Raw genomic sequence first — 18288 nt, 5'->3', positions numbered from 1 at the left:
ACGGCAGCCGCGGGTACGGGCGGATGTCCCCGCGAGCCGCTGCCGACACCGAAGGATCTGCACGACACGCCACCGGACAGTGCGCGAAGGAGGGCCGCCCCATGGCCGTCGACTACACAGTGATCGTCGTCTATCTCGCCGGCATGCTGGCGATGGGCTGGTGGGGCATGCGCCGCGCCAAGTCCAAGAGCGAGTTCCTGGTGGCGGGCCGCCGCCTGGGCCCGGCCATGTACTCCGGCACCATGGCGGCGATCGTGCTCGGCGGCGCGTCCACCATCGGCGGCGTGGGGCTCGGCTACCAGTACGGCCTGTCCGGCGCCTGGATGGTCTTCACCATCGGCCTCGGGCTCCTCGCCCTGTCCGTGTTCTTCTCCGCGCGCATCGCCCGCCTGAAGGTCTACACCGTCTCCGAGATGCTGGACCTGCGCTACGGCGGCCGGGCGGGCGTGATCTCCGGCCTGGTCATGTGGGCGTACACGCTGATGCTCGCGGTGACCTCCACCATCGCCTACGCCACCATCTTCGACGTGCTGTTCGACGTGAACCGCACCGTCGCGATCGTCCTCGGCGGCGCGATCGTCGTGGCGTACTCCACCCTCGGCGGGATGTGGTCCATCACCCTGACCGACATGGTGCAGTTCGTCGTCAAGACGATCGGCGTGCTGCTCCTGCTGCTGCCCGTCGCGGTGGTCAAGGCGGGCGGCTTCGCCGAGATGAAGGCCGAGCTGCCGACCTCCTACTTCGACCCGCTCGGCGTCGGCGGCGAGACGATCTTCACGTACGTGCTGATCTACACCTTCGGCATGCTGATCGGCCAGGACATCTGGCAGCGCGTGTTCACCGCCCGCAGCGACCGCACCGCCCGCTGGGGCGGCACGGTGGCCGGGACCTACTGTCTGGCCTACGCCCTCGCCGGCGCGGTGATCGGCACCGCCGCCAAGGTGCTCTACCCGGACCTGGGCAGCCCCGACGACGCCTTCGCCACCATCGTCAAGGACGAACTCCCCGTCGGTGTGCGCGGCCTGGTGCTGGCCGCCGCCCTGGCCGCCGTGATGTCGACCTCCTCCGGCGCCCTGATCGCCTGCGCCACGGTCGCCAACAACGACATCTGGTCCCGGCTGCGCGGCCTCGCCAAGCGCTCCGGGGACCACGAGGAGCACGACGAGGTCGCCGGCAACCGCGCCTTCATCCTCGTCATGGGCCTCGCCGTGATCGGCACCGCGATCGCGCTGAACGACGTGGTCGAGGCGCTCACCGTGGCCTACAACCTGCTCGTCGGCGGCCTGCTGGTGCCCATCCTCGGCGGCCTGCTGTGGAAGCGCGGCACCGCCCAGGGGGCGCTGGCCTCCGTCGCCGTCGGCGGCCTGTCCGTCATCGGCCTGATGGCCGGCTACGGCATCCTCGCCAACGAACCCGTCTACTACGGCCTGCTGGCCTCCCTCGTGGCCTATGTCGCCGTCTCCCTGGCCACCCGGCCCACCGACGAGGCCGTCCTCGCCGTCTGGCGCGAGCGGCTCGCCGGGCGGCCTTCCGAACTGTCGTCCGAAACGGTCCCGGCTCACCAGTAGAGTCATGGGAAAGCAGTACATGCGCGATGAAGCGCAAGAAAGAAGGCATTTCAGTATGAGCAGCAACGAGACGCCCCGCGGCCCCGTCGACTCCTCCCGCGTCCCGCGGTACGCCGGCCCCGCGACCTTCGCCCGGCTGCCCCGCCTGGACGAGGTCGGCACCGCCGATGTGGCCGTGGTGGGCGTGCCGTTCGACTCCGGCGTCTCGTACCGGCCCGGCGCCCGCTTCGGCGGCAACGCCATCCGCGAGGCGTCCCGGCTGCTGCGCCCGTACAACCCGGCGCAGGACGCCTCCCCGTTCGCCCTGGCGCAGGTCGCCGACGGCGGCGACATCGCGGTGAACCCGTTCAACATCAACGAGGCCGTGGAGACCATCGAGGCCGCCGCCGACGACCTGCTCGGCACCGGCGCCCGCCTGATGACCCTCGGCGGCGACCACACCATCGCGCTGCCGCTGCTGCGCTCGGTGGCGAAGAAGCACGGCCCGGTGGCCCTGCTGCACTTCGACGCCCACCTGGACACCTGGGACACCTACTTCGGCGCCGAGTACACCCACGGCACCCCGTTCCGGCGCGCGGTGGAGGAGGGCATCCTCGACACCTCGGCCCTCTCCCACGTCGGCACCCGCGGCCCGCTGTACGGCAAGCAGGACCTCACCGACGACGAGAAGATGGGCTTCGGCATCGTCACCTCGGCGGACGTCTACCGCCGGGGCGCCGACGAGATCGCCGACCAGCTGCGCCAGCGCATCGGCGACCGCCCGCTGTACATCTCCATCGACATCGACTGCCTGGACCCGGCGCACGCGCCCGGCACCGGCACGCCCGAGGCGGGCGGCATGACCTCCCGCGAACTGCTGGAGATCCTGCGCGGCCTGGCGTCGTGCAACCTGGTCTCGGCGGACGTGGTCGAGGTCGCCCCGGCGTACGACCACGCCGAGATCACCTCGGTCGCGGCCTCCCACACCGCCTACGAACTGACCACCATCATGAGCCGCCAGATCGCCGCGGCCCGGAAGGACGCTGAAGCGAAGTGACCCACGACCACGACCTGGTACTCCGCCCGACGCCGGCGCAGATCACCGCCGCCCTGAACCCGCCCCCGGGGCGCAACGGCGGAGACCTGGTCGTGGAGACGCTGGCCGGGCTCGGCGCGACGACCGTCTTCGGCCTGCCCGGCCAGCACGCCCTCGGCATGTTCGACGCGCTGCGCCGCTCCGCGCTGCGCTACGTCGGCCTCCGGGTGGAGAACAACGCGGGCTTCGCGGCCGACGCGTACGGCAGGGTCACGGGCGAGGCGGCCCCGCTGCTTCTCTCGACGGGTCCGGGGGCGCTGATGTCGCTGGCCGCGCTCCAGGAGGCGGCGGCGGCCAGCGCGCCGGTGCTGGGGATCGGCAGCCAGATCCCGGTCGCGGGCCTGGGCGGGGCCCGCAAGGGCTACCTCCATGAACTCCCCGACCAGCCGGCGTCGTTCCGGGACGTGGTGAAGTCGGTTCACACGGTCCGCAGCCAGTCCCAGATCCCGTCGGCGATCGCGGCGGCCTGGAAGTCGGCGCTGACGGCACCGCACGGCCCGGTGTGGGTGGAGATCCCGCAGGACGTGCTGCTGGCGGAGACGTCCCTGCCGGTGGTGACGGCGCCGGACGCCACCCCGGACGACCTGCCCCCGCGCCCCGAACTGACCGCCCTGGCCGCCCACTTGCTGTCCCACGCCGAGCGCCCGGCGATCATCGCGGGCGGCGGGGTCGTACGGTCGGACGCCTCGGGGAAGCTGCGGCTGCTGGCGGAGAGGCTGAACGCGCCGGTGGTGACCACGTTCGGCGGCAAGGGCGCGTTCCCCTGGAACCACCCCCTCTCCCTCCAGTCCTGGCTGGAGGACCGCCACACCACGGACTTCCTGGAGGAAGCGGACGTCCTGCTGGTGATCGGCTCGGGCCTCGGCGAACTCTCCTCCAATTACCACACGTTCAAGCCCCGGGGCCGGGTGATCCAGATCGAGGCCGACCTCGGCAAACTGGAGTCCAACCACCCGGCCCTGGGCATCCACGCGGACGCCCGCCTGGCCCTCCAGGCCCTGCTGGAGACGGTCGAGGACCGCCCGGACGAGACGGCGCGGGAGCGCGTACGCGAGCTGCTGACAAAGGTGGCGGCCCGCATAGACGGCCAGAACCTGACCCTGGAGCAGCAGGTCCTGTCGTCCGTCCGCCAGGCCCTCCCCACCGACTCCCCGTCCTTCTGGGACATGACGATCCTGGCGTACTGGGCCTGGTCGGCGTTCGACGCGCAGGGCCCGAACCTCATGCACTCCGCCCAGGGCGCGGGCGGCCTCGGCTACGGCTTCCCGGCGGCCCTCGGCGCGGCGGCGGCCGACCCGACCCGCCCGGTCCTGGCGGTCTCCGGCGACGGCGGAGCCCTGTACTCGATCGCCGAACTGGCCACGGCCAAGCAGTACGACCTCCCCGTCACCTGGCTGATCATCGACGACGGCGGCTACGGCATCCTCCGCGAGTACATGACGGACGCCTTCGGCGAACCGACGGCCACGGAACTCCACCGCCCCGACTACGTGGCCCTGGCGGAATCCTTCGGCGTGACGGGACTGCACACGACCCCGGAAACCCTCCAAGAGGACTTGACCAGAGCCCTGAACACCCCGGGCCCGTCGGTGGTCGTACTCCCGGCGGTGCTCCGGATGTTCGCACCGACTCATCTGGGCTGAGCGAGGGGCGTCAGCAGCAGTTCGGACCAGACCGCCTTGCCGATGCCGTGCCGCCGGGGACAGCAGCCCCAACGCACCGAGAGGGCGCTGATGATGGCGAGACCGCGGCCCTGTTCGTCGTCGGTCGCCGCCGTCTTCGGCATCGGCCGGGCATGGTTGGCGTCGGCCACCTCTACCCGCAGTCGGCCGTCGTACCGGGCGATGCGGACGCCGATCTCCCGGCCGGCCGGGCTCCGGGCGTGCCGGATGGCGTTGCTCATCAGTTCCGCGAGCAACAGCTCAGCGTTGTCGGCGACTTCGCCGTCGATCTTCCACTCAGTGAGCTGCGCGCGGAGTAGGGCACGGGCGCGTCCGGCACTGCGCGGGCCGTGGGGCAGGCGCCATTGGACTTCCGTCATGCCGGGGCAACCGGGCGCTCGTTGGGTGCCGTTGTCTGGCACGGGGGCCTCCGAGGTGATCAGGCCACAGGCGAGGATGGGCTACATCTCTAGAGATGTGAGAAGTAAAGCCTTGACGGAGACTCGCCGCAATACATCTCTAGAGAAGTGGCCCTGGATGGCCGAATGCGGACGCCGTCTGACTGGGGCTGGGAGACCTCTGATGCCTAGGATGTCTAGAGATGATCGGAGGAGAGGTCTGGATGAGCGGCCGGGAGACGGGGCGGCAGCCCAAGTACCAGCGGATCGCGGCGGAGCTTCGCGCGGCGGTCGAGGCCGGCCGGTACGGGCCGGGGGACCGGTTGCCCGGTGAGAACGACCTGATGGCCGAGCACGGTGTCGCCCGCATGACGGCACGGCAGGCGCTGGGCGTGCTCCAGGCGGAGGGCATCGCGGAGGCCCGCAAGGGTGCCGGGGTGTTCGTCCGCGACTTCAGGCCCATCCGCCGCCGGGGCATCGAGCGGCTCGCGCGGGAGCGGTGGGGTGCGGGGCGTTCGATCTGGTCCGCCGATATCGGGGACAGGGAACTGGTCGTGGACTCGGTCGAGGTGACGGAGGAGGCGGCGCCCGCCGCCGTGGCGGCGGTGCTGGGGCTTGGCGAGGACACCAACGTCTGTGTCCGGCGGCGGCGGTTCGTGCTCGACGGCAAGCCCGTGCTGCTGTCCACGTCCTATCTGCCGGCCGCGCTTGTCGCGGGTACGGCGATCACCCGGCCGGATACCGGGCCCGGTGGCACGTACGCGCGGCTCGCGGAGTTGGGGCGCGGGCCCGTGCGGTTCCGGGAGGAGGTCCGGTCCCGGATGCCCGGCGCGGAGGAGGCCGAGCGGCTGGCGTTGCCGGTGGGGGTGCCGGTCGTGTTGGTCGCGCGTACCGCCTTCGACGCCGAAGGGCTCGCGGTCGAGGTCAATGAGATGGTGCTGGACTCGTCGGCCTATGTGCTGGAGTACGACTTCGAGGCCTGAGGGGGCCAACTGCTTCCTCAGACCTCGTAGTCGGTGCGCGGACGGCGTGGGTCAGCAGCCGCCCGGGCCCACCCCGTCGATGCGGCCGCCGAAGTCGCTCAGGTAGCGGGAGCGCCAGTCGCCGTTGAAGACGTCCCGCTTCTCCACCGGGCCCCAGTTGATGAAACAGGCGCGGGTGGAGGAGACGAACGAGCCCACGTGGTCGTGGAGGAACGACGGCATGTCGCGGTAGCCGCTGCGGGACGTCCACTCCCAGGAGGAGCCGCCGAAGTTCTCGCCGCTCCAGAAGCAGACGGAGCCGTCGGGGCAGGAGGGCTGGGCCGCCTTGGCGGTCGCGGTCTGGGTGGGCAGGAGTACGGCGGTCAGGGCGAGGGCGGCGGCCAGCGTCCAGGAGCGGAGCTGCTTCATGGGGCTCTCCAGAGACAGGAGTCGGGGTGGCCGGCAGGACGGTGCGCCGGGCACCGTCATGGTGAGGGCAGGCTGTCCTGACACGCCCGGCGGTCACTTCCGCTTCGCCGGTGTGAGGGAAGAAGTGGGACTAGTAGGACCCCAGTGGTGAGCAACCCCGTCTTTCCGAACGTACGTGCAACCGTCGGCAGTCCTGGCGAGTCCACTAAGGCGGCGCACCAGTGCGCTCAAGGGCGTTCAGGGGGACGCCCGGACCTTCAAGGGGACTTTTTCCATGACTCACCGGACCACCGGCCGGGCCGGCGCGCTCGCGGCCGTCGTCAGCGCCGCGCTGCTCATACCCGCCGTCACCGCCGCCACCCCGGCCGCCGCGGCCACGCCCACCGTGACCTGCACGTCGGCCAAGGCGGGCCTCGCCGCCAAGCTGAAGAAGGACATCACGGCCGCCCTGTCGAACCGCAAGGGCACCGTCGCCGTCGGCCTCTACGACCGCAGCACCAAGACCACCTGCACCCTGCGGGCCACCAGCGCCTACGACTCGGCCAGCACCGTCAAGGTCACCGTGCTCGCCACGCTGCTGTGGGACGCCAAGAAGCACAACCGGTTCCTGACGAGCACCGAGCAGTCGCTCGCCAAGGCCATGATCACCCAGTCCGACAACAACGCGACCAGCAAGCTCTGGAAGCAGCTCGGCATGACGAAGATCAAGGGCTTCCTCCAGGCCGCCGGCATGACCAAGACCGTGCCGGGCACGGGCGGCTACTGGGGCCTGACCCAGGAGAACGTCAACGACGAGCAGAAGCTGCTCCAGCTCATCACCGCCAAGAACAGCGTGCTGAGCGACAACTCCCGCGACTACATCCAGAAGCTGATGGGGCAGGTCGTCTCCTCGCAGCGCTGGGGCACCCCGGCCGGCGCGCCGTCCTCCGTCTCCGTGCACGTCAAGAACGGCTGGCTGCAGCGCTCCACGCACGGCTGGCGCGTGCACAGCCTGGGCACCTTCAAGGGCGCCGGCCACGACTACATGATCACCGTGCTGACGCAGGACAACAGCACGATGAACTACGGCGTGACCACCATCCAGAACGTCGCCAAGGCCATCCACAAGGACCTGGTGCCGACCACCTCCGGCGTCACCCGCTTCACGCCGACGAGTCAGCCGCGCGAGGCGTTCGTCGCCGCGCCGCCGCAGGGCTGACGCTTCACGAGGCGGCTTCCCGCACGTCACTAGCCGGCCCTACGGTGACGGCCATGCGCCTGAAGACCGTATGCGCCGGCCTCGCCGCCGGCCTGGCGGCGGTCACCTCCCTGACCGCCGCCGGACCCGCCGCCGCCCACTCGCCGGACCGCCACGCCTGTTCGCCGTACGTCGTCCTCGACCGCTTCTCCGACGCGCTCGACAAGACGACGTACGAGGGCACGTACACCGGCAACCTCTCCGCCCTCGCCGTGGACCGGGACGGCTCGCTCGCGGCCCTCGGGGACCGCTCGTCCCTGTTCCGGCTGGACGCCCGTACCCTCCGGCCCGAGGGGGTCGTCCGCCTCGCCGACGAGAAGGGCGCCGACCTCGACTCCGAGGGCCTGGTCGTCGACCGCGACGGCACCCGGCTGGTCTCCTCCGAGACCGAGCCGTCCGTCCGCCGCTACGGCCCCGACGGCCGCCTCCTCGACCGGCTCCCGGTGCCCGCCGCCCTCCGGGTCGCCCCGGCCGGCCGGGCCACCGCCAACCAGACCTTCGAGGGTCTGACCCTGCTGCCCGGCGGCCGTACCCTGCTGGCCTCCATGGAGTACGCGATAGCCGGCGACTCCGCCGGGATCGTCCGCTTCCAGACCTGGCGGGGCCACCGGGGCCGCTTCACGCCCGCCGCCCAGTACGCCTACCGCACCGACCCCGGCCTCGGCGTCCCCGAGGTCCAGGCGACACCCGACGGCCGTCTCCTCGTCCTGGAGCGGGGCTTCACCGCGGGCGTCGGCAACACCGTCCGCCTCTACCTCGCCGACCCCCGCCACGCCACCGACACCCGGGACATCGAGAACCTGACGGGCCAGAGCGGCGTCCGGCTGGTGACGAAGACCCTGCTCGCCGACATCGCGGCCTGCCCGTCGCTCGGCGCCACGGCCAGGCAGCCCCAGCCCAACCCCCTGCTGGACAACATCGAGGGCATGACGGTGACCGGCCGCGACACCAAGGGCCGCCTGAAGGTCCTCCTGGTCAGCGACGACAACCAGAACCCGGCCCAGACCACACGGTTCTACGCCCTGCGGGTACGGATCTGAGGACCGGCCCCGCTCTCACGGCAAGGGCCCGGAACCTCCTCTTGCGAGGACGTTCCGGGCCCTTGTACGCGCTCAGTGGCTCACCCCCGGGCGGGGGACGGCTCACGGGGTGGCTCCGGCGGCGGGCCGGGCCGCGGACAGCCAGCCCGCCCAGCGCAGGCGCAGCCGGCCGTCCGGGTCCGTACGGGCCGTGAGTTCCGCCGCCTCGCAGTTGAGCCAGCGGGGCCGGTGCGCCCGCTCGAACAGGGCCCGGTCGGCGGGCGGCAGCAGGACGGTGAGGGCCTCGGTGAACAGGCCCCCGTGCCCGACCACGACGGCCGCCGATCCCTCCGCCCGGTCGTCCGTGACGGTGCGCAGGGACGTCTCGAACCGCTCGACCGCCTCCGCGAGGCTCTCACCGCCGGGGAAGCGCGCGGTTTCCTCGCCCAGCCGCCAGGCGGCGATCACCTTCTCGTAGGCGTCGCGGTCGTCGGGACGGCCGGAGCCGTCGAGTTCGCCGACGTCGAGTTCCCTGAGCCCCTCGAGGACCCGGATGCCGGTCCCCGGCGGGGCCAGTACCTCGGCCGTGTGCCGCGCACGGCGCAGCGGGGAGGACCACCATGCGGTGTCCGGCCCGCGGCCGGGCCGGCGCAGCAGGGGCGCGAGGGCCTCGGCCTGCCGGATCCCGCGCGACGTCAGCCGGAAGTCCGCTCGCCGGAAGGACAGGATGTGGTGGACGTTGGCCGGGTTCTCCCCGTGCCGGACCAGGAACAGGCGGATCACTTCGACCTCGTTCTTCCTTCCCGCGGCCCGCGGCTGGTGGTGTGCCCTTCTCGGGTTGCGGGCGGTCCGCCCGGGAGCCACTGTCCCTCCGGGCGGACCGCCACCGGCCGGGCCCGGGTCAGCCCAGCAGCGACAGCGCGGCGTCGTGGTCGACGCGGCCCCCGGCCTCCAGCTGGCGCACGGCGTCCTCCAGGAAGAGGACCCCGTAGAGGTAGTGCCCCGTCGCGAGGTCGACCGGGTCCAGCTGGTCGGCGGTGTCCTCACCCGTGCGCTTCTTGATGTCGGACAGCCGGCAGGCGGCCTCGGCGAGCAGGTGGAAGGCGTGCCCGAGCAGGTAGCGGCTCTCCCAGCCGGGGTCGTCCGCGGTGAGCCGCTGGAACGCGGGCAGGCCGCGCAGCAGTCCGAGCAGGCCGTGGGCCGCGGCCCGGTAGGCGGGGTAGGTGCCGCCCTCGATGGCCACCTGCCACTCCCCGGCGTCCTCGGCCAGCCGGAAGCCCTTGCGCAGACCGGCGTCCCACACCGTGAAACTGAACAGGATCTTGGACAGGTCGTAGGCGGGGTCCCAGTGCCCGAGGGTGCCGCGCGGGTCGATGATGCGGTACCCGCCCCGGCCGGCGCTCACGGCCGCGTCGTCCAGTACGAGGATGTTGCGGGTGTTGAGGTCGCCGTGGACCGGGTAGTACAGGCGGGCCGGATCGACCCCGGCCGTCAGCTCGGGCCGGTCCACCAGGGTCTGCGCCAGCCGCAGCGGGTTGCGGCAGACGACGCCGTTCACGGTGATCGTCTCCGCGTCGACCAGCGCGTCCGGCAGGTACTTCTGCAGCAGCCAGTAGCGCCGGATGAGCCGGTCGGCGTGCACCTCGGCGATGTGCCCGGGCGCCGTCTCCTCGCTGCTGCGCAGATAGCCCTGCCCGACCAGGTCCGACAGGATGCGGCGCAGCTGGGGCGTGTACCGCTTCTCCACGTCCTCGCCCGCCCGCAGCGGGGCGGCGATGTCCTGGTTCGCGTAGAACGGCATGGTGTACGCCGACCAGTTGTCCCCGTGGAACTCGTCGGACAGCTCGGTGTACACCTCGCGCAGCTCGGGGATCTCCGCGCGGATCTTCTCGATCTGCCGGATCTTGACCCGGAAGGAGTCCAGGTCGTGGCCGTCGACGGCGCCCGGTATGTCGACCAGGAGCTTGACGACCTGGAGACCGCCGCCCGGCAGGGCGAGTTTGACCAGGCGGGCCGGCGAGCCGCCCTCGGTGAGCTCTTCGGTGAGGGCGCCGCCGATCCGCTCGGCCAGTTCGCCGAGCAGGGCGTCCTCCACGGCGCCCACGTCGGGGGCCGACGGGTTCTCGTCGTTGGGGACCGTTGCGTTCTGAACAGCCATCAGCTGCAACCTCGTTCGGTGTATGGCCCTTCGGCCGGTGGGGGCGACGGACGGACCGTCGGGGGGAGGGTCAGACGGCGACCGCGGTGTCCCGGCCCGCGGAGACGCCGTCGGGCAGCGCCTCGGCGTAGTGGTCGATGGCACGGTCGACCGCGTCGCGCAGCCGGGCGTCGACATCGATGCCCTTCTTCGCGGCGAAGTGACCGGCGACCTCCTTCAGCGCCTGGAAGTCCTCGGTGGCGAAGGTGTAGTGACCGGCGATGACCGCCCGGTCGGTGTCGCTCGCCGTGGTCTGCGGGTGCATCCACTTCGCCCAGGAGCCGCTGTCGTAGGCCGCCTCGAGGAAGCGTTCGCGCTGCACCGGCAGGTTCAGCTCCTCCAGCAGGGACAGGAAGGCGCGGGTCTCGACCACCCCGAACTCGGGCGCCACGTTGAGCGCGTCCACCCCGGCCGCGTTGAGGAAGCGCAGCTGGTCGCGGCTGAGGTAGTCGCAGTTGTGGGCCTTGAGCGCGATGCCGTGCCGCCGGGTGACGGCGACCAGGGAGCGCACCGCCGAGGCGACCGCGAACGGCGCGATGGTCAGCGCGCCGACGTTGCGCGTCTCCATCACCTTCGTGGCCGTCTGCGCGACGATGAAGGTCGGCAGCGGCAGCCCGGCGCCCTTCAGCCGCTCCAGGGCCGTGGTGACCTGCTCCTCGAACTCCTCGGGGTCGTTGGTGTCGCTGCCCTGGTCCTCGAAGCCGATCTCGAACAGGGTGGCTCGGCCCAGCGAGCGCGCGGTCTCCACGGACTGGCCGTACAGTTCCACCGCCCGGTCGATCGCGTCCTCCAGGGAGGCGACGCCGTCGAGGTCGACGGACGTGTCGACGTGCAGCAGGTCGAAGCCCTGGCGGATGTCCTCGGCGTACGACTCGGCCGCGGACTTCATCGCCTGCTCGACGGAGTAGCGCTGGAGTCTCTCCTGCGGGTTCTGGTAGGGGCCGCCGTGGTCGCGGCACAGCAGGATCAGGCCCTCGGGGTCCCGGGACCGGACGTACTCGGCGAACGACTCGGTCGTCCAGCCCTCCACATAGCCGCCGCCCTGCTCGGCGGCCTCCACCTGGCGGCGGCTGGGGATCAGCATCAGACGGCGCTTGCGCCGGTACGCCACCTGGATCGCCGCGTCCACGGCGTTCTTCGACATCGGTCCCACGCCGAGACGGGAGGGCACGGCGATGTCGGCGGAATTCGTCGGGTTGGTCACGTGTGGGTCCTCCGTGAACGGGGAGACTGTGCGGTGCCGCACAGTGCCGGTCAGGAGCAACCCTCGGTGACGCCTCTTTCCTGGGGACTTCGTGTCTCTTTCGTCGGCCGGGACCTTCGCCCGGCCCGGCGGGACGACGCGGGAACGGCCGGGTACGAACCGGCGCGGGGCGGCTCCCGGGGAGCGGGGGAGTCGCCCGCGCGGTCGAGCGGTCCGGCCGTGGGACGCGCTCAGGCCTTCGGACGCGGTCAGGCCGTCACACGCGGTCCGGCCTTCGGACGCGGTCGGGGCGCGGTGCCGCGGCGGGTGGCGGGGCCTGCCGCGGGGCGCCCGGGCCGCCGCCGTCCGCCCTGGCCGTGCGCAGTACGCAGGCCAGGGCGCTGTCGGCCAAACGTGCGCCCGCGTCGCTGAGGGCACCGGCCAGGGCGGCGCGGACCGGCTGTAACCGGCCGAGCAACTCCTGACCGGCGGTGGTGAGTTCCACCTCGATCCCGCGCCGGTCGGTGGCACACAGCCGGCGGGCGACCAGTTCCCGCCGCTCCAGCCGCGTGATCAGCCGGGTGGCCCCACTGTGACTGAGACGCACCGCGTCGGCGAAGTCCTGCACCCGCACGGCACATCCCCGGTGCGTATGGAGGTGATCCAGTGCCTGGTACTCCTGCACGGACAGCTTGAAGCGGTGCAGCGCTGCGGCCAGGGCTCTGTCCACCTGCGCGCACAGTGACTGCAGCTCCCGCCACGCCGAGGTGGAGAGTTCGTCATCGGCCACGGTGGAGTACCTCGCTTTCTCCTCGCTGGGACGCTTCACATAGAGCCGGGCCCGGGAAACTCCGGCAGTACGTGCTCGGCGATCTCCGCCAGCACGTCGTCGACCGGCCGCCGGCTCCTGCGGAAGTTCAGGGCGACATGCGCCACCCGGGTCTTCTCCAGTCCTTTCAGGTAGTCGACCAGGGCGTGCCGGCCCAGGCGCGCGCCGAACCGGAAGGGCTGCGCGGAGGCGTCCGGGTCGTCCGCCAGGTCGACCAGCATGGTGGTCAGCAGGGGCCGCGGCCGGCCGGGCCCGCACAGGGCGTGCCAGTGGTCCGCGACCGGGCGCATCTCCGCCGGCGGCCGGTGATAGGTGAAGTGACCGTCGGCGTGCTCGGCCAGCCACTCGGGGGTCTGCCGGCCGTGCCCGGCCATGAGCAGCGGGACGGTCCGCTGAGCCGGCGCGGGCAGCACGAGCAGCCGGTGCGGGTCGCCCTGCCCGGCGTCCGTCCACGCCTCCCGCAGTACGCGGACGGCGTCGCGGACCGCCTGGCCGCGCCCGGCGTGGTCCAGGCCGAAGGCCGGGTACTCCACGGGCCGGTCGCCGGAGGCGATGCCGAGCAGCAGCCGGCCGCCGCTGAGCCGGTCGACGGTCGCGGCCATCTTGGCTATGTGCAGCGGGTGCCGCAGGGGCAGGGCGACGGCGGCCGTGCCCAGCAGGATGCGCTCGGTGGCGGCGGCGAGATAGCCGAGGTAGGGGAACGGGTCGTAGACCTGGCCGGCGTCGCCGAACCCCGGGTCCCACAGCGGTACGTCGCGCATCCACAGCGCGGTGAAGCCCAGCCGGTCGGCGAGCGCGGCCAGTTCCCGGTGGCGGCTCAGGTCGGGCACGCCGGACGGCCGGCCGTCCGCCCGGGCGCGCCGGGTGCCCTCCCGCGACCAGTCGTTGTCCAGGGGCAGTTCCACGCCGAGGGTGAGGCGGCCGGGGGCGGGGACCAGCCGGCCGAGCGCGTCGGGGCGGGCCGTGGCCGCGGGCTGGGGGGCGTCGGTCATCACGCCTCCGCCGGGGAGGGGGCGGCGCCCTCGACGGCGCGGTCGACGGTGGCCCCGGGCTGGTCCGCGATGTCCCGGTCGCTGGGCTTGCCGTGGGTGTCGAGCCAGCCGGAGTAGGCGGCGATGCCCAGGCCGATCAGGGAGATGACCGCGGCCACGGGGCCGAGGGCGGTCATGGAGTGGCCGGTGTCGATCACCCGGCCGCCGATGAAGGAGCCGCCGGCGTTGGCCACGTTGAAGGCGGAGATGTTGAAGGCGCTGGCGACGGCGGGGGCGTCGCTGGCCTTGGCGAGGATGCGCATCTGCAGGGGCGGTACGGTGCCGAAGGCCGTGGCGCCGAGCAGCAGGACGGAGACGGCGGCCGCGGTCTTGTCGTGGCTGGTGAAGCTGAAGGCGAACAGGACGGCGCCCAGCGCGAGCAGCACCACGTACACCGTGGGCATCAGCCGGCGGTCGGCGGCCTTGCCGGCCACGAGGTTGCCGATGAACAGGCCGGTGCCGAACAGGACCAGCAGCCAGCTCACGGTGGACTCGGCGAACCCGGTCACGTCGGTGAGCAGGGGCGTGATGTAGGTGAAGAGGGTGAAGACACCGCCGTAGCCGAAGACGGTGATGAGCAGGGCGAGCAGGACCTGGCGCCGCTTGAGGACCCGCATCTCGGCGCGGAAGCTCGGCGGGTTGTCCTGCCGGATGTTCGGCACGAGGACGGCGATGCCGATGGTGGCGATGAGGGCGATGGCGGTCACGGCCCAGAAGGTGGAGCGCCAGCCGAAGTGCTGCCCGAGGAAGGTGCCGAGGGGCACGCCGAGCACGTTGGCGACGGTGGAGCCGGTGAACACCATGGCGATGGCGCTGGCCTGCTTGTCCTTGGTGACCAGTTCGGCGGCGACGACCGAGGCGATGCCGAAGAAGGCGCCGTGGGCGCAGGCGGTGACGAACCGGGCCACCATCAGGATGCCGTAGGCGGGTGCCACGGCGCACAGCAGGTTTCCGACGAGGAAGATGCCGCTGAGGATGAGGATCGTCTTCTTGCGGGGCAGCCGTCCGAGGACCGCCGTGAGGACCGGGGCGCCGACGACGACGCCGAGCGCGTAGCCGGTGACGAGCAGGCCCGCCGAGGTGATGCTGACGTCGAGGTCGTCGGCGACGTTGGGCAGCAGGCCCATGATCACGAACTCTGTCGTGCCGATGCCGAACGCGCTTAAGGCGAGCGCGAGGAGAGCGATGGGCATGGGATGTCCGTCCTTCTGCGTGCTGAGGAGGGTGGGGCAGGCAGTAGTATGTACGTGCATATTACGGCGGTGCAATGATTGCTTATACATGACATGCGGATGCGGCCAATGTACTGTGAGAAGACCAGCACCATCGCGGAGGAGAGGAGCCTGGCGTGCCGCTCGTCGGTCAGGTGAGTCCCGTCATCGAGCTGCCCACTGCCCTTGAGCAGCGCTGGCAGACGATGCGAATTCTGATGGCGCGGATCGAGGACGCCTTGGCCAAGGCCCTGCAGGCGGCGCACGGCCTGTCGGTCTCCGAGTTCGCGACCCTGTCCGCGCTGGCGTACTCGGACGACGACGGCCATCTGCGCCAGCAGTTCCTGGCCGACTCCATTCCCCTCAACCAGAGCTCCCTGAGCCGGCTCGTCGGCAGGCTGGAGAAGCTCGGCCTGACCGAGCGGTACCTGTGCCCCCACGACCGGCGGGGCGTCTACACGCAGATCACGGACAAGGGACGGGCGTGCGTGGAGGAGGCCCGCGTCGTCTACGTCGAGACCCTGGAGGCCGCGCTGGCCGAGGCGGCCCAGGACGAGGACCTCGCCCCGGCCGCGGCATGGCTCGCGAAGGCGGCCCACCCCAAGTCCCGCGCCTGACAGCGCCACCGGGGCCCGGACAAGCGGACGCACACGGTCGCCGACGCCGGGCCGTGCGTGCGGGCGCGTGTTTCCGGGGCGGGGCACGTGTCGTCGCCGGCCGGGACTGTGCCTGCGGGCGGCCTCGCCCCGGTTTCTGATCGTGCCCGGTGGTCCCGGGGTGGGCGGGCTCGCGGCGTCGTCAGGAGCGGTCCTCCCGGAGGCCCCCTCGTGGAAGTGCCCTCGCCAGGGGCCTTCCTCGGGACAGCCGCCCTCGGCGCCGCCGCCGGCCGCAGGGCCGTCCCGGACGAGGCCGTGGCCGGTGAGTCCGCCGCCGGGCTTCCGGGCCGGGCCGGTGGGGGCGGCGGGCCGTCGGCTCGGCAGGCTCCGTTCCGTCCGCTGCTGCGGCCCGGCGGCGGACGGCTCCGAGCCGGCCCGTTCCCGGACCGGCCCAGGGCGTTGCCGGCTACCGCCGGCCTACGGCGTGCGGACTGCCCTCGCCCGCGGGCTTCCGCCGGGCGGTGGCCCCGGCGTGTCCGTCGTCGAGGGTGTGGTCCATGACGTCGGTGATCAACGACATGGAGGCGTCCGGGCACTGCGGCCGCAGGCTGCCCCGAACGGCGCGCGTCACCGCGCGGACGCGCCCGGAGCGGGCCCGGCAGCCGTATCCGCCTCTCCCTCCCGGCATCCGTGTACCGCTTCTCCCGGCCCGGGCGGATCAGCCGGGAAGCGGGTCGTGGGTCCTGCCGATGTGGCCGAGCAGGTCGGCCGGGCTGGTGATCGTCACGTCGACCAGGTCCGCCGCGGCGCCCAGGCCCGCGCCCGCGACGCCGGCCACGCGGGCGCCGGCGGCCCGCGCGGCCCGTACCCCCGCTTCGGCGTCCTCCACCACCAGGCACCGCCCCGGCGCCAGCCCCAGCCGCCGGGCGGCCTGGAGATAGCCCTCCGGGCTGGGCTTGCCCTCGGTCACGTCGTCCGCGGTGACCAGGACCTCGGGCAGCCGGATGCCGATGGCCCGCAGCCGCGTGGTGGCCGTGGCTCTGCTCCCGGACGTCACGATGGCCCAGGGAAAACCTCTGAGCTGTTCGGTCAGCTCGACCGCCCCCCGGCAGGCGGAGATGCCCTCCAGGTCGGCGGTCTGCACCCGCTCCAGCTCGGCGCCCTCCTCGCCGGCGTCGAGGTGCGGGGCGAGCAGGGCCACCGTCTCCACCGCCCGGCGGCCGGGTAACAGGGGAACCACCTGTTCCCAGGGGATGTCATGGCGCGCCGCCCAGGCACGCCAGACGCGGTCGATCACCGGGGACGAGTCCACCAGGACGCCGTCCAGGTCGAACAGGACGCCGCCGGCCGTCAGCACGGCATCCATTCCTCGGGGCACGGGCATGTTCTCTCCTTCGTCGAATCCGTACGGTGCCGGTCAGGCGGCGAGCAGTTCGTGGAAGAGCTCCCGGAGCCGGACCCCGGGCTCCACGCCCAGTTCGCTCACGAACACGTCCCGCGCCGTGTGGAAGGCGGCCACCGCCTCCGCGCTGCGCCCGGCCTCCAGCAGCGCTCTCATCAGCAGGTACCAGGTGCTTTCCCGCAGCGGATCCGCCATGGCCAGCCGGCGCAGCTCCGGTACCGCGAGCAGCGAGTCGCCCATCGCGATCCGCACTTCGTTGACGCGCTCCAGCACCCACAGGTGGCCGTCCCGGAGCTGGAGCCGTTTCTCGTCGTAGGCCCCGGCGAGGGGCACGTCCTCCAGCAGCTCGCCCCGCCACAGGGCGAGCGCCTGCTCCAGGTGGCGGCGCTCGACGGCCAGGTCACCGCTGTGCCGCGCCTCCATCGCGACGCGGGTCGCTCCCTGGTAGGCGGCCAGGTCCGTGCTCAGCCCGTCGCAGTCGATCCGGTACGACCCCTGCCCGGTGCGGATGGCGGAGCCCAGCCGGCAGTCCGCCCGCACCAGCAGACGGCGTAACCGGGTCATGTGGATGTGCAGGGCCGCCCGCTCGTTGCTCGGCCGGTTGCCGTCCCACAGGTACTCGGCCAGGCGCCGCGCGGAGACGGCTCTCGGATAGTCGGCGAGGAGCACGGCCAGCAGCCCCCGCTGTCTCTGCGCGGGGATGTCCAGGAGACATCCCCGCACGAAGAACCGGAACTCTCCGAGTAACTGCGCCTGAAACAACGCGTCCACGATTCCCCCTGCCGCACTCGTGTCCCGGTGATGACTGCATCAACGCTGCGGGCCCCGGCGGGCGGCCCAGCCGATCCCCTGCCGCACCAGCCGGGTGGCGTCCGGCTGGGTCAGGTCCTTCAGGTAGTGGCCGACGGAGCAGTAGAAGACCCGGCCCGCGCCCCAGCGCCGGACCCACGCCACGGGCATCCGCTGGCCCTCGATCCAGGGCAGGTGCTCGCCGCTGAACACCGTCTCCGCCAGGACGTGGTTGGCGGGATCCACATGCATGTAGTACTGCTCGGAGGCGACCTCGAAGTCCGACACGGAGGCGGTCACCTCGTGCGCGGGGTCGGTGATGGTGACCTTGTACGGGACCTCGACGCCCTCGCCGCCCGGGTGGGAGACGCAATTGCCGCCGACGAGGTGGTTGTAGCGCAGGCTGGCCCGGAACGACGCGGCCATGCCGTGCCAGCCCGCGACCCCGGTGCCGTTCTCCACGGCGTGCAGGAGGCTGTCCTCCTGGCGCGTGGTCAGGGTCTCGGTGGTGTGCGCCTGGGTCCAGCCGATGACGATCAGGTCGTAGCCGGTCAGATCCTCCTCCAGCCGGTACGGGTCGTTGATCGTGTCGACGCTCAGCCCCAGGTCCTTCATCTCGGCCAGGGCCCACTCCGCGACCTCGTAGGGCTTGTGGCCCGGCCAGCCGCCGTATAAGTACAGCGCCCGCGTCATGCGTACTC

The 18288-nt window shown here is 72.2% G+C and carries 18 protein-coding genes and 1 pseudogene; 7 read left to right on the top strand and 12 right to left on the bottom strand.

What is annotated here, in order from left to right; translation table 11 throughout:
• Nucleotides 1-101 precede the first annotated feature (101 nt).
• From IE251_RS18610 to IE251_RS18600, 3 genes are read left to right on the top strand one after another with little or no spacing between them, the layout of a single operon-like run.
• A complete protein-coding gene (locus IE251_RS18610; protein WP_189754112.1) occupies nt 102-1568 on the top strand; it encodes a sodium:solute symporter family protein in 1467 nt (488 codons plus the stop codon).
• A gap of 55 nt (nt 1569-1623) precedes the next feature.
• Entirely contained in the window at nt 1624-2604 is a 981-nt protein-coding gene (gene speB, locus IE251_RS18605) for an agmatinase (protein ID WP_030618710.1), read from the top strand.
• Nucleotides 2601-4286, top strand: a complete 1686-nt coding sequence (locus IE251_RS18600; RefSeq protein ID WP_189754111.1) for a thiamine pyrophosphate-binding protein — start codon at nt 2601-2603, stop codon at nt 4284-4286. The genes speB and IE251_RS18600 overlap by 4 nt, the downstream gene beginning before the upstream one ends.
• Here the strand turns inward: IE251_RS18600 and IE251_RS18595 are convergent.
• Nucleotides 4274-4684 (bottom strand): ATP-binding protein, encoded by a 411-nt coding sequence (locus IE251_RS18595; RefSeq protein ID WP_189754110.1) that lies wholly within the window; start codon nt 4682-4684, stop codon nt 4274-4276. The genes IE251_RS18600 and IE251_RS18595 overlap by 13 nt on opposite strands.
• Nucleotides 4685-4926: 242 nt before the next feature.
• On the opposite strand from IE251_RS18595, the gene IE251_RS18590 reads away from it, so the two are divergent.
• Entirely contained in the window at nt 4927-5685 is a 759-nt protein-coding gene (locus tag IE251_RS18590; protein WP_189754309.1) for a GntR family transcriptional regulator, read from the top strand.
• Nucleotides 5686-5736: 51 nt separating this feature from the next.
• Here IE251_RS18590 and IE251_RS18585 read toward each other — a convergent pair whose 3' ends face one another.
• Nucleotides 5737-6093 carry a peptidase inhibitor family I36 protein gene (locus tag IE251_RS18585; protein WP_189754109.1) on the bottom strand — a complete coding sequence of 119 codons (357 nt, stop codon included), beginning with the start codon at nt 6091-6093 and terminating at the stop codon, nt 5737-5739.
• A 274-nt stretch (nt 6094-6367) separates the two neighbouring features.
• Between IE251_RS18585 and IE251_RS18580 the strand changes: the two genes are divergently transcribed.
• On the top strand, nt 6368-7291 hold the full coding sequence (locus IE251_RS18580) for a serine hydrolase (RefSeq protein ID WP_189754108.1): 924 nt from the start codon (nt 6368-6370) through the stop codon (nt 7289-7291).
• A 53-nt stretch (nt 7292-7344) separates the two neighbouring features.
• Nucleotides 7345-8370: an esterase-like activity of phytase family protein gene (locus IE251_RS18575; RefSeq protein ID WP_189754107.1), complete on the top strand. Its 1026-nt coding sequence runs from the start codon at nt 7345-7347 to the stop codon at nt 8368-8370.
• 102 nt (nt 8371-8472) lie between these two features.
• On the opposite strand, the gene IE251_RS18570 is transcribed toward IE251_RS18575, so the two are convergent.
• The 6 genes from IE251_RS18570 to IE251_RS18545 all read right to left on the bottom strand — a co-directional run bounded on the left by IE251_RS18570 (nt 8473) and on the right by IE251_RS18545 (nt 14782).
• Nucleotides 8473-9132: a histidine phosphatase family protein gene (locus tag IE251_RS18570; protein WP_189754106.1), complete on the bottom strand. Its 660-nt coding sequence runs from the start codon at nt 9130-9132 to the stop codon at nt 8473-8475.
• Between the two features lie 118 nt (nt 9133-9250).
• Nucleotides 9251-10507: a protein kinase family protein gene (locus tag IE251_RS18565; protein WP_189754105.1), complete on the bottom strand. Its 1257-nt coding sequence runs from the start codon at nt 10505-10507 to the stop codon at nt 9251-9253.
• Between the two features lie 70 nt (nt 10508-10577).
• Nucleotides 10578-11750 carry a class II D-tagatose-bisphosphate aldolase non-catalytic subunit gene (locus IE251_RS18560; RefSeq protein ID WP_229896838.1) on the bottom strand — a complete coding sequence of 391 codons (1173 nt, stop codon included), beginning with the start codon at nt 11748-11750 and terminating at the stop codon, nt 10578-10580.
• 256 nt (nt 11751-12006) lie between these two features.
• Nucleotides 12007-12519, bottom strand: coding sequence for a MarR family winged helix-turn-helix transcriptional regulator (locus IE251_RS18555; RefSeq protein WP_189754104.1), 513 nt, complete (start codon nt 12517-12519; stop codon nt 12007-12009).
• 35 nt (nt 12520-12554) lie between these two features.
• Nucleotides 12555-13550, bottom strand: coding sequence for an LLM class oxidoreductase (locus IE251_RS18550; RefSeq protein WP_189754103.1), 996 nt, complete (start codon nt 13548-13550; stop codon nt 12555-12557).
• The gene (locus tag IE251_RS18545) at nt 13550-14782 is read right to left on the bottom strand and encodes an MFS transporter (RefSeq protein WP_189754102.1); all 1233 of its coding nucleotides are present in this window, start codon (nt 14780-14782) and stop codon (nt 13550-13552) included. Before IE251_RS18545 ends, IE251_RS18550 begins: the two co-directional genes overlap by 1 nt.
• 155 nt (nt 14783-14937) lie before the next feature.
• On the opposite strand from IE251_RS18545, the gene IE251_RS18540 reads away from it, so the two are divergent.
• Complete coding sequence (locus IE251_RS18540) at nt 14938-15417, top strand: MarR family winged helix-turn-helix transcriptional regulator (protein ID WP_229896837.1); 480 nt, start codon at nt 14938-14940, stop codon at nt 15415-15417.
• A gap of 472 nt (nt 15418-15889) precedes the next feature.
• On the opposite strand, the pseudogene IE251_RS42315 reads toward IE251_RS18540, so the two are convergent.
• From IE251_RS42315 to IE251_RS18525, 4 genes and pseudogenes are all read right to left on the bottom strand, one after another.
• Nucleotides 15890-15976, bottom strand: a pseudogene (locus IE251_RS42315) (DUF881 domain-containing protein); the annotation flags it as partial.
• Nucleotides 15977-16114: 138 nt separating this feature from the next.
• Nucleotides 16115-16780 carry an HAD-IA family hydrolase gene (locus tag IE251_RS18535; protein WP_200692172.1) on the bottom strand — a complete coding sequence of 222 codons (666 nt, stop codon included), beginning with the start codon at nt 16778-16780 and terminating at the stop codon, nt 16115-16117.
• 33 nt (nt 16781-16813) lie between these two features.
• Complete coding sequence (locus IE251_RS18530; protein WP_189754101.1) at nt 16814-17569, bottom strand: AfsR/SARP family transcriptional regulator; 756 nt, start codon at nt 17567-17569, stop codon at nt 16814-16816.
• A 39-nt stretch (nt 17570-17608) separates the two neighbouring features.
• Nucleotides 17609-18280, bottom strand: coding sequence for a ThuA domain-containing protein (locus IE251_RS18525; RefSeq protein WP_189754100.1), 672 nt, complete (start codon nt 18278-18280; stop codon nt 17609-17611).
• Nucleotides 18281-18288: the final 8 nt, after the last annotated feature.

It is taken from the genome of Streptomyces eurythermus, assembly GCF_014649115.1.
GTDB lineage: Bacteria > Actinomycetota > Actinomycetes > Streptomycetales > Streptomycetaceae > Streptomyces > Streptomyces eurythermus.
This window is presented reverse-complemented; position numbering and strand designations above follow the sequence as displayed.

What these genes read in the sequence shown, in the direction of transcription:
- IE251_RS18610 (WP_189754112.1), top strand. Translation starts at nt 102, where the DNA reads ATGGCCGTCGACTACACAGTGATCGTCGTCTATCTCGCCGGCATGCTG.
- speB (WP_030618710.1), top strand. Translation starts at nt 1,624, where the DNA reads ATGAGCAGCAACGAGACGCCCCGCGGCCCCGTCGACTCCTCCCGCGTC.
- IE251_RS18595 (WP_189754110.1), bottom strand. Translation starts at nt 4,684, where the DNA reads ATGACGGAAGTCCAATGGCGCCTGCCCCACGGCCCGCGCAGTGCCGGA.
- IE251_RS18590 (WP_189754309.1), top strand. Translation starts at nt 4,927, where the DNA reads ATGAGCGGCCGGGAGACGGGGCGGCAGCCCAAGTACCAGCGGATCGCG.
- IE251_RS18585 (WP_189754109.1), bottom strand. Translation starts at nt 6,093, where the DNA reads ATGAAGCAGCTCCGCTCCTGGACGCTGGCCGCCGCCCTCGCCCTGACC.
- IE251_RS18580 (WP_189754108.1), top strand. Translation starts at nt 6,368, where the DNA reads ATGACTCACCGGACCACCGGCCGGGCCGGCGCGCTCGCGGCCGTCGTC.
- IE251_RS18575 (WP_189754107.1), top strand. Translation starts at nt 7,345, where the DNA reads ATGCGCCTGAAGACCGTATGCGCCGGCCTCGCCGCCGGCCTGGCGGCG.
- IE251_RS18565 (WP_189754105.1), bottom strand. Translation starts at nt 10,507, where the DNA reads ATGGCTGTTCAGAACGCAACGGTCCCCAACGACGAGAACCCGTCGGCC.
- IE251_RS18550 (WP_189754103.1), bottom strand. Translation starts at nt 13,550, where the DNA reads ATGACCGACGCCCCCCAGCCCGCGGCCACGGCCCGCCCCGACGCGCTC.
- IE251_RS18545 (WP_189754102.1), bottom strand. Translation starts at nt 14,782, where the DNA reads ATGCCCATCGCTCTCCTCGCGCTCGCCTTAAGCGCGTTCGGCATCGGC.
- IE251_RS18535 (WP_200692172.1), bottom strand. Translation starts at nt 16,780, where the DNA reads ATGCCCGTGCCCCGAGGAATGGATGCCGTGCTGACGGCCGGCGGCGTC.
- IE251_RS18525 (WP_189754100.1), bottom strand. Translation starts at nt 18,280, where the DNA reads ATGACGCGGGCGCTGTACTTATACGGCGGCTGGCCGGGCCACAAGCCC.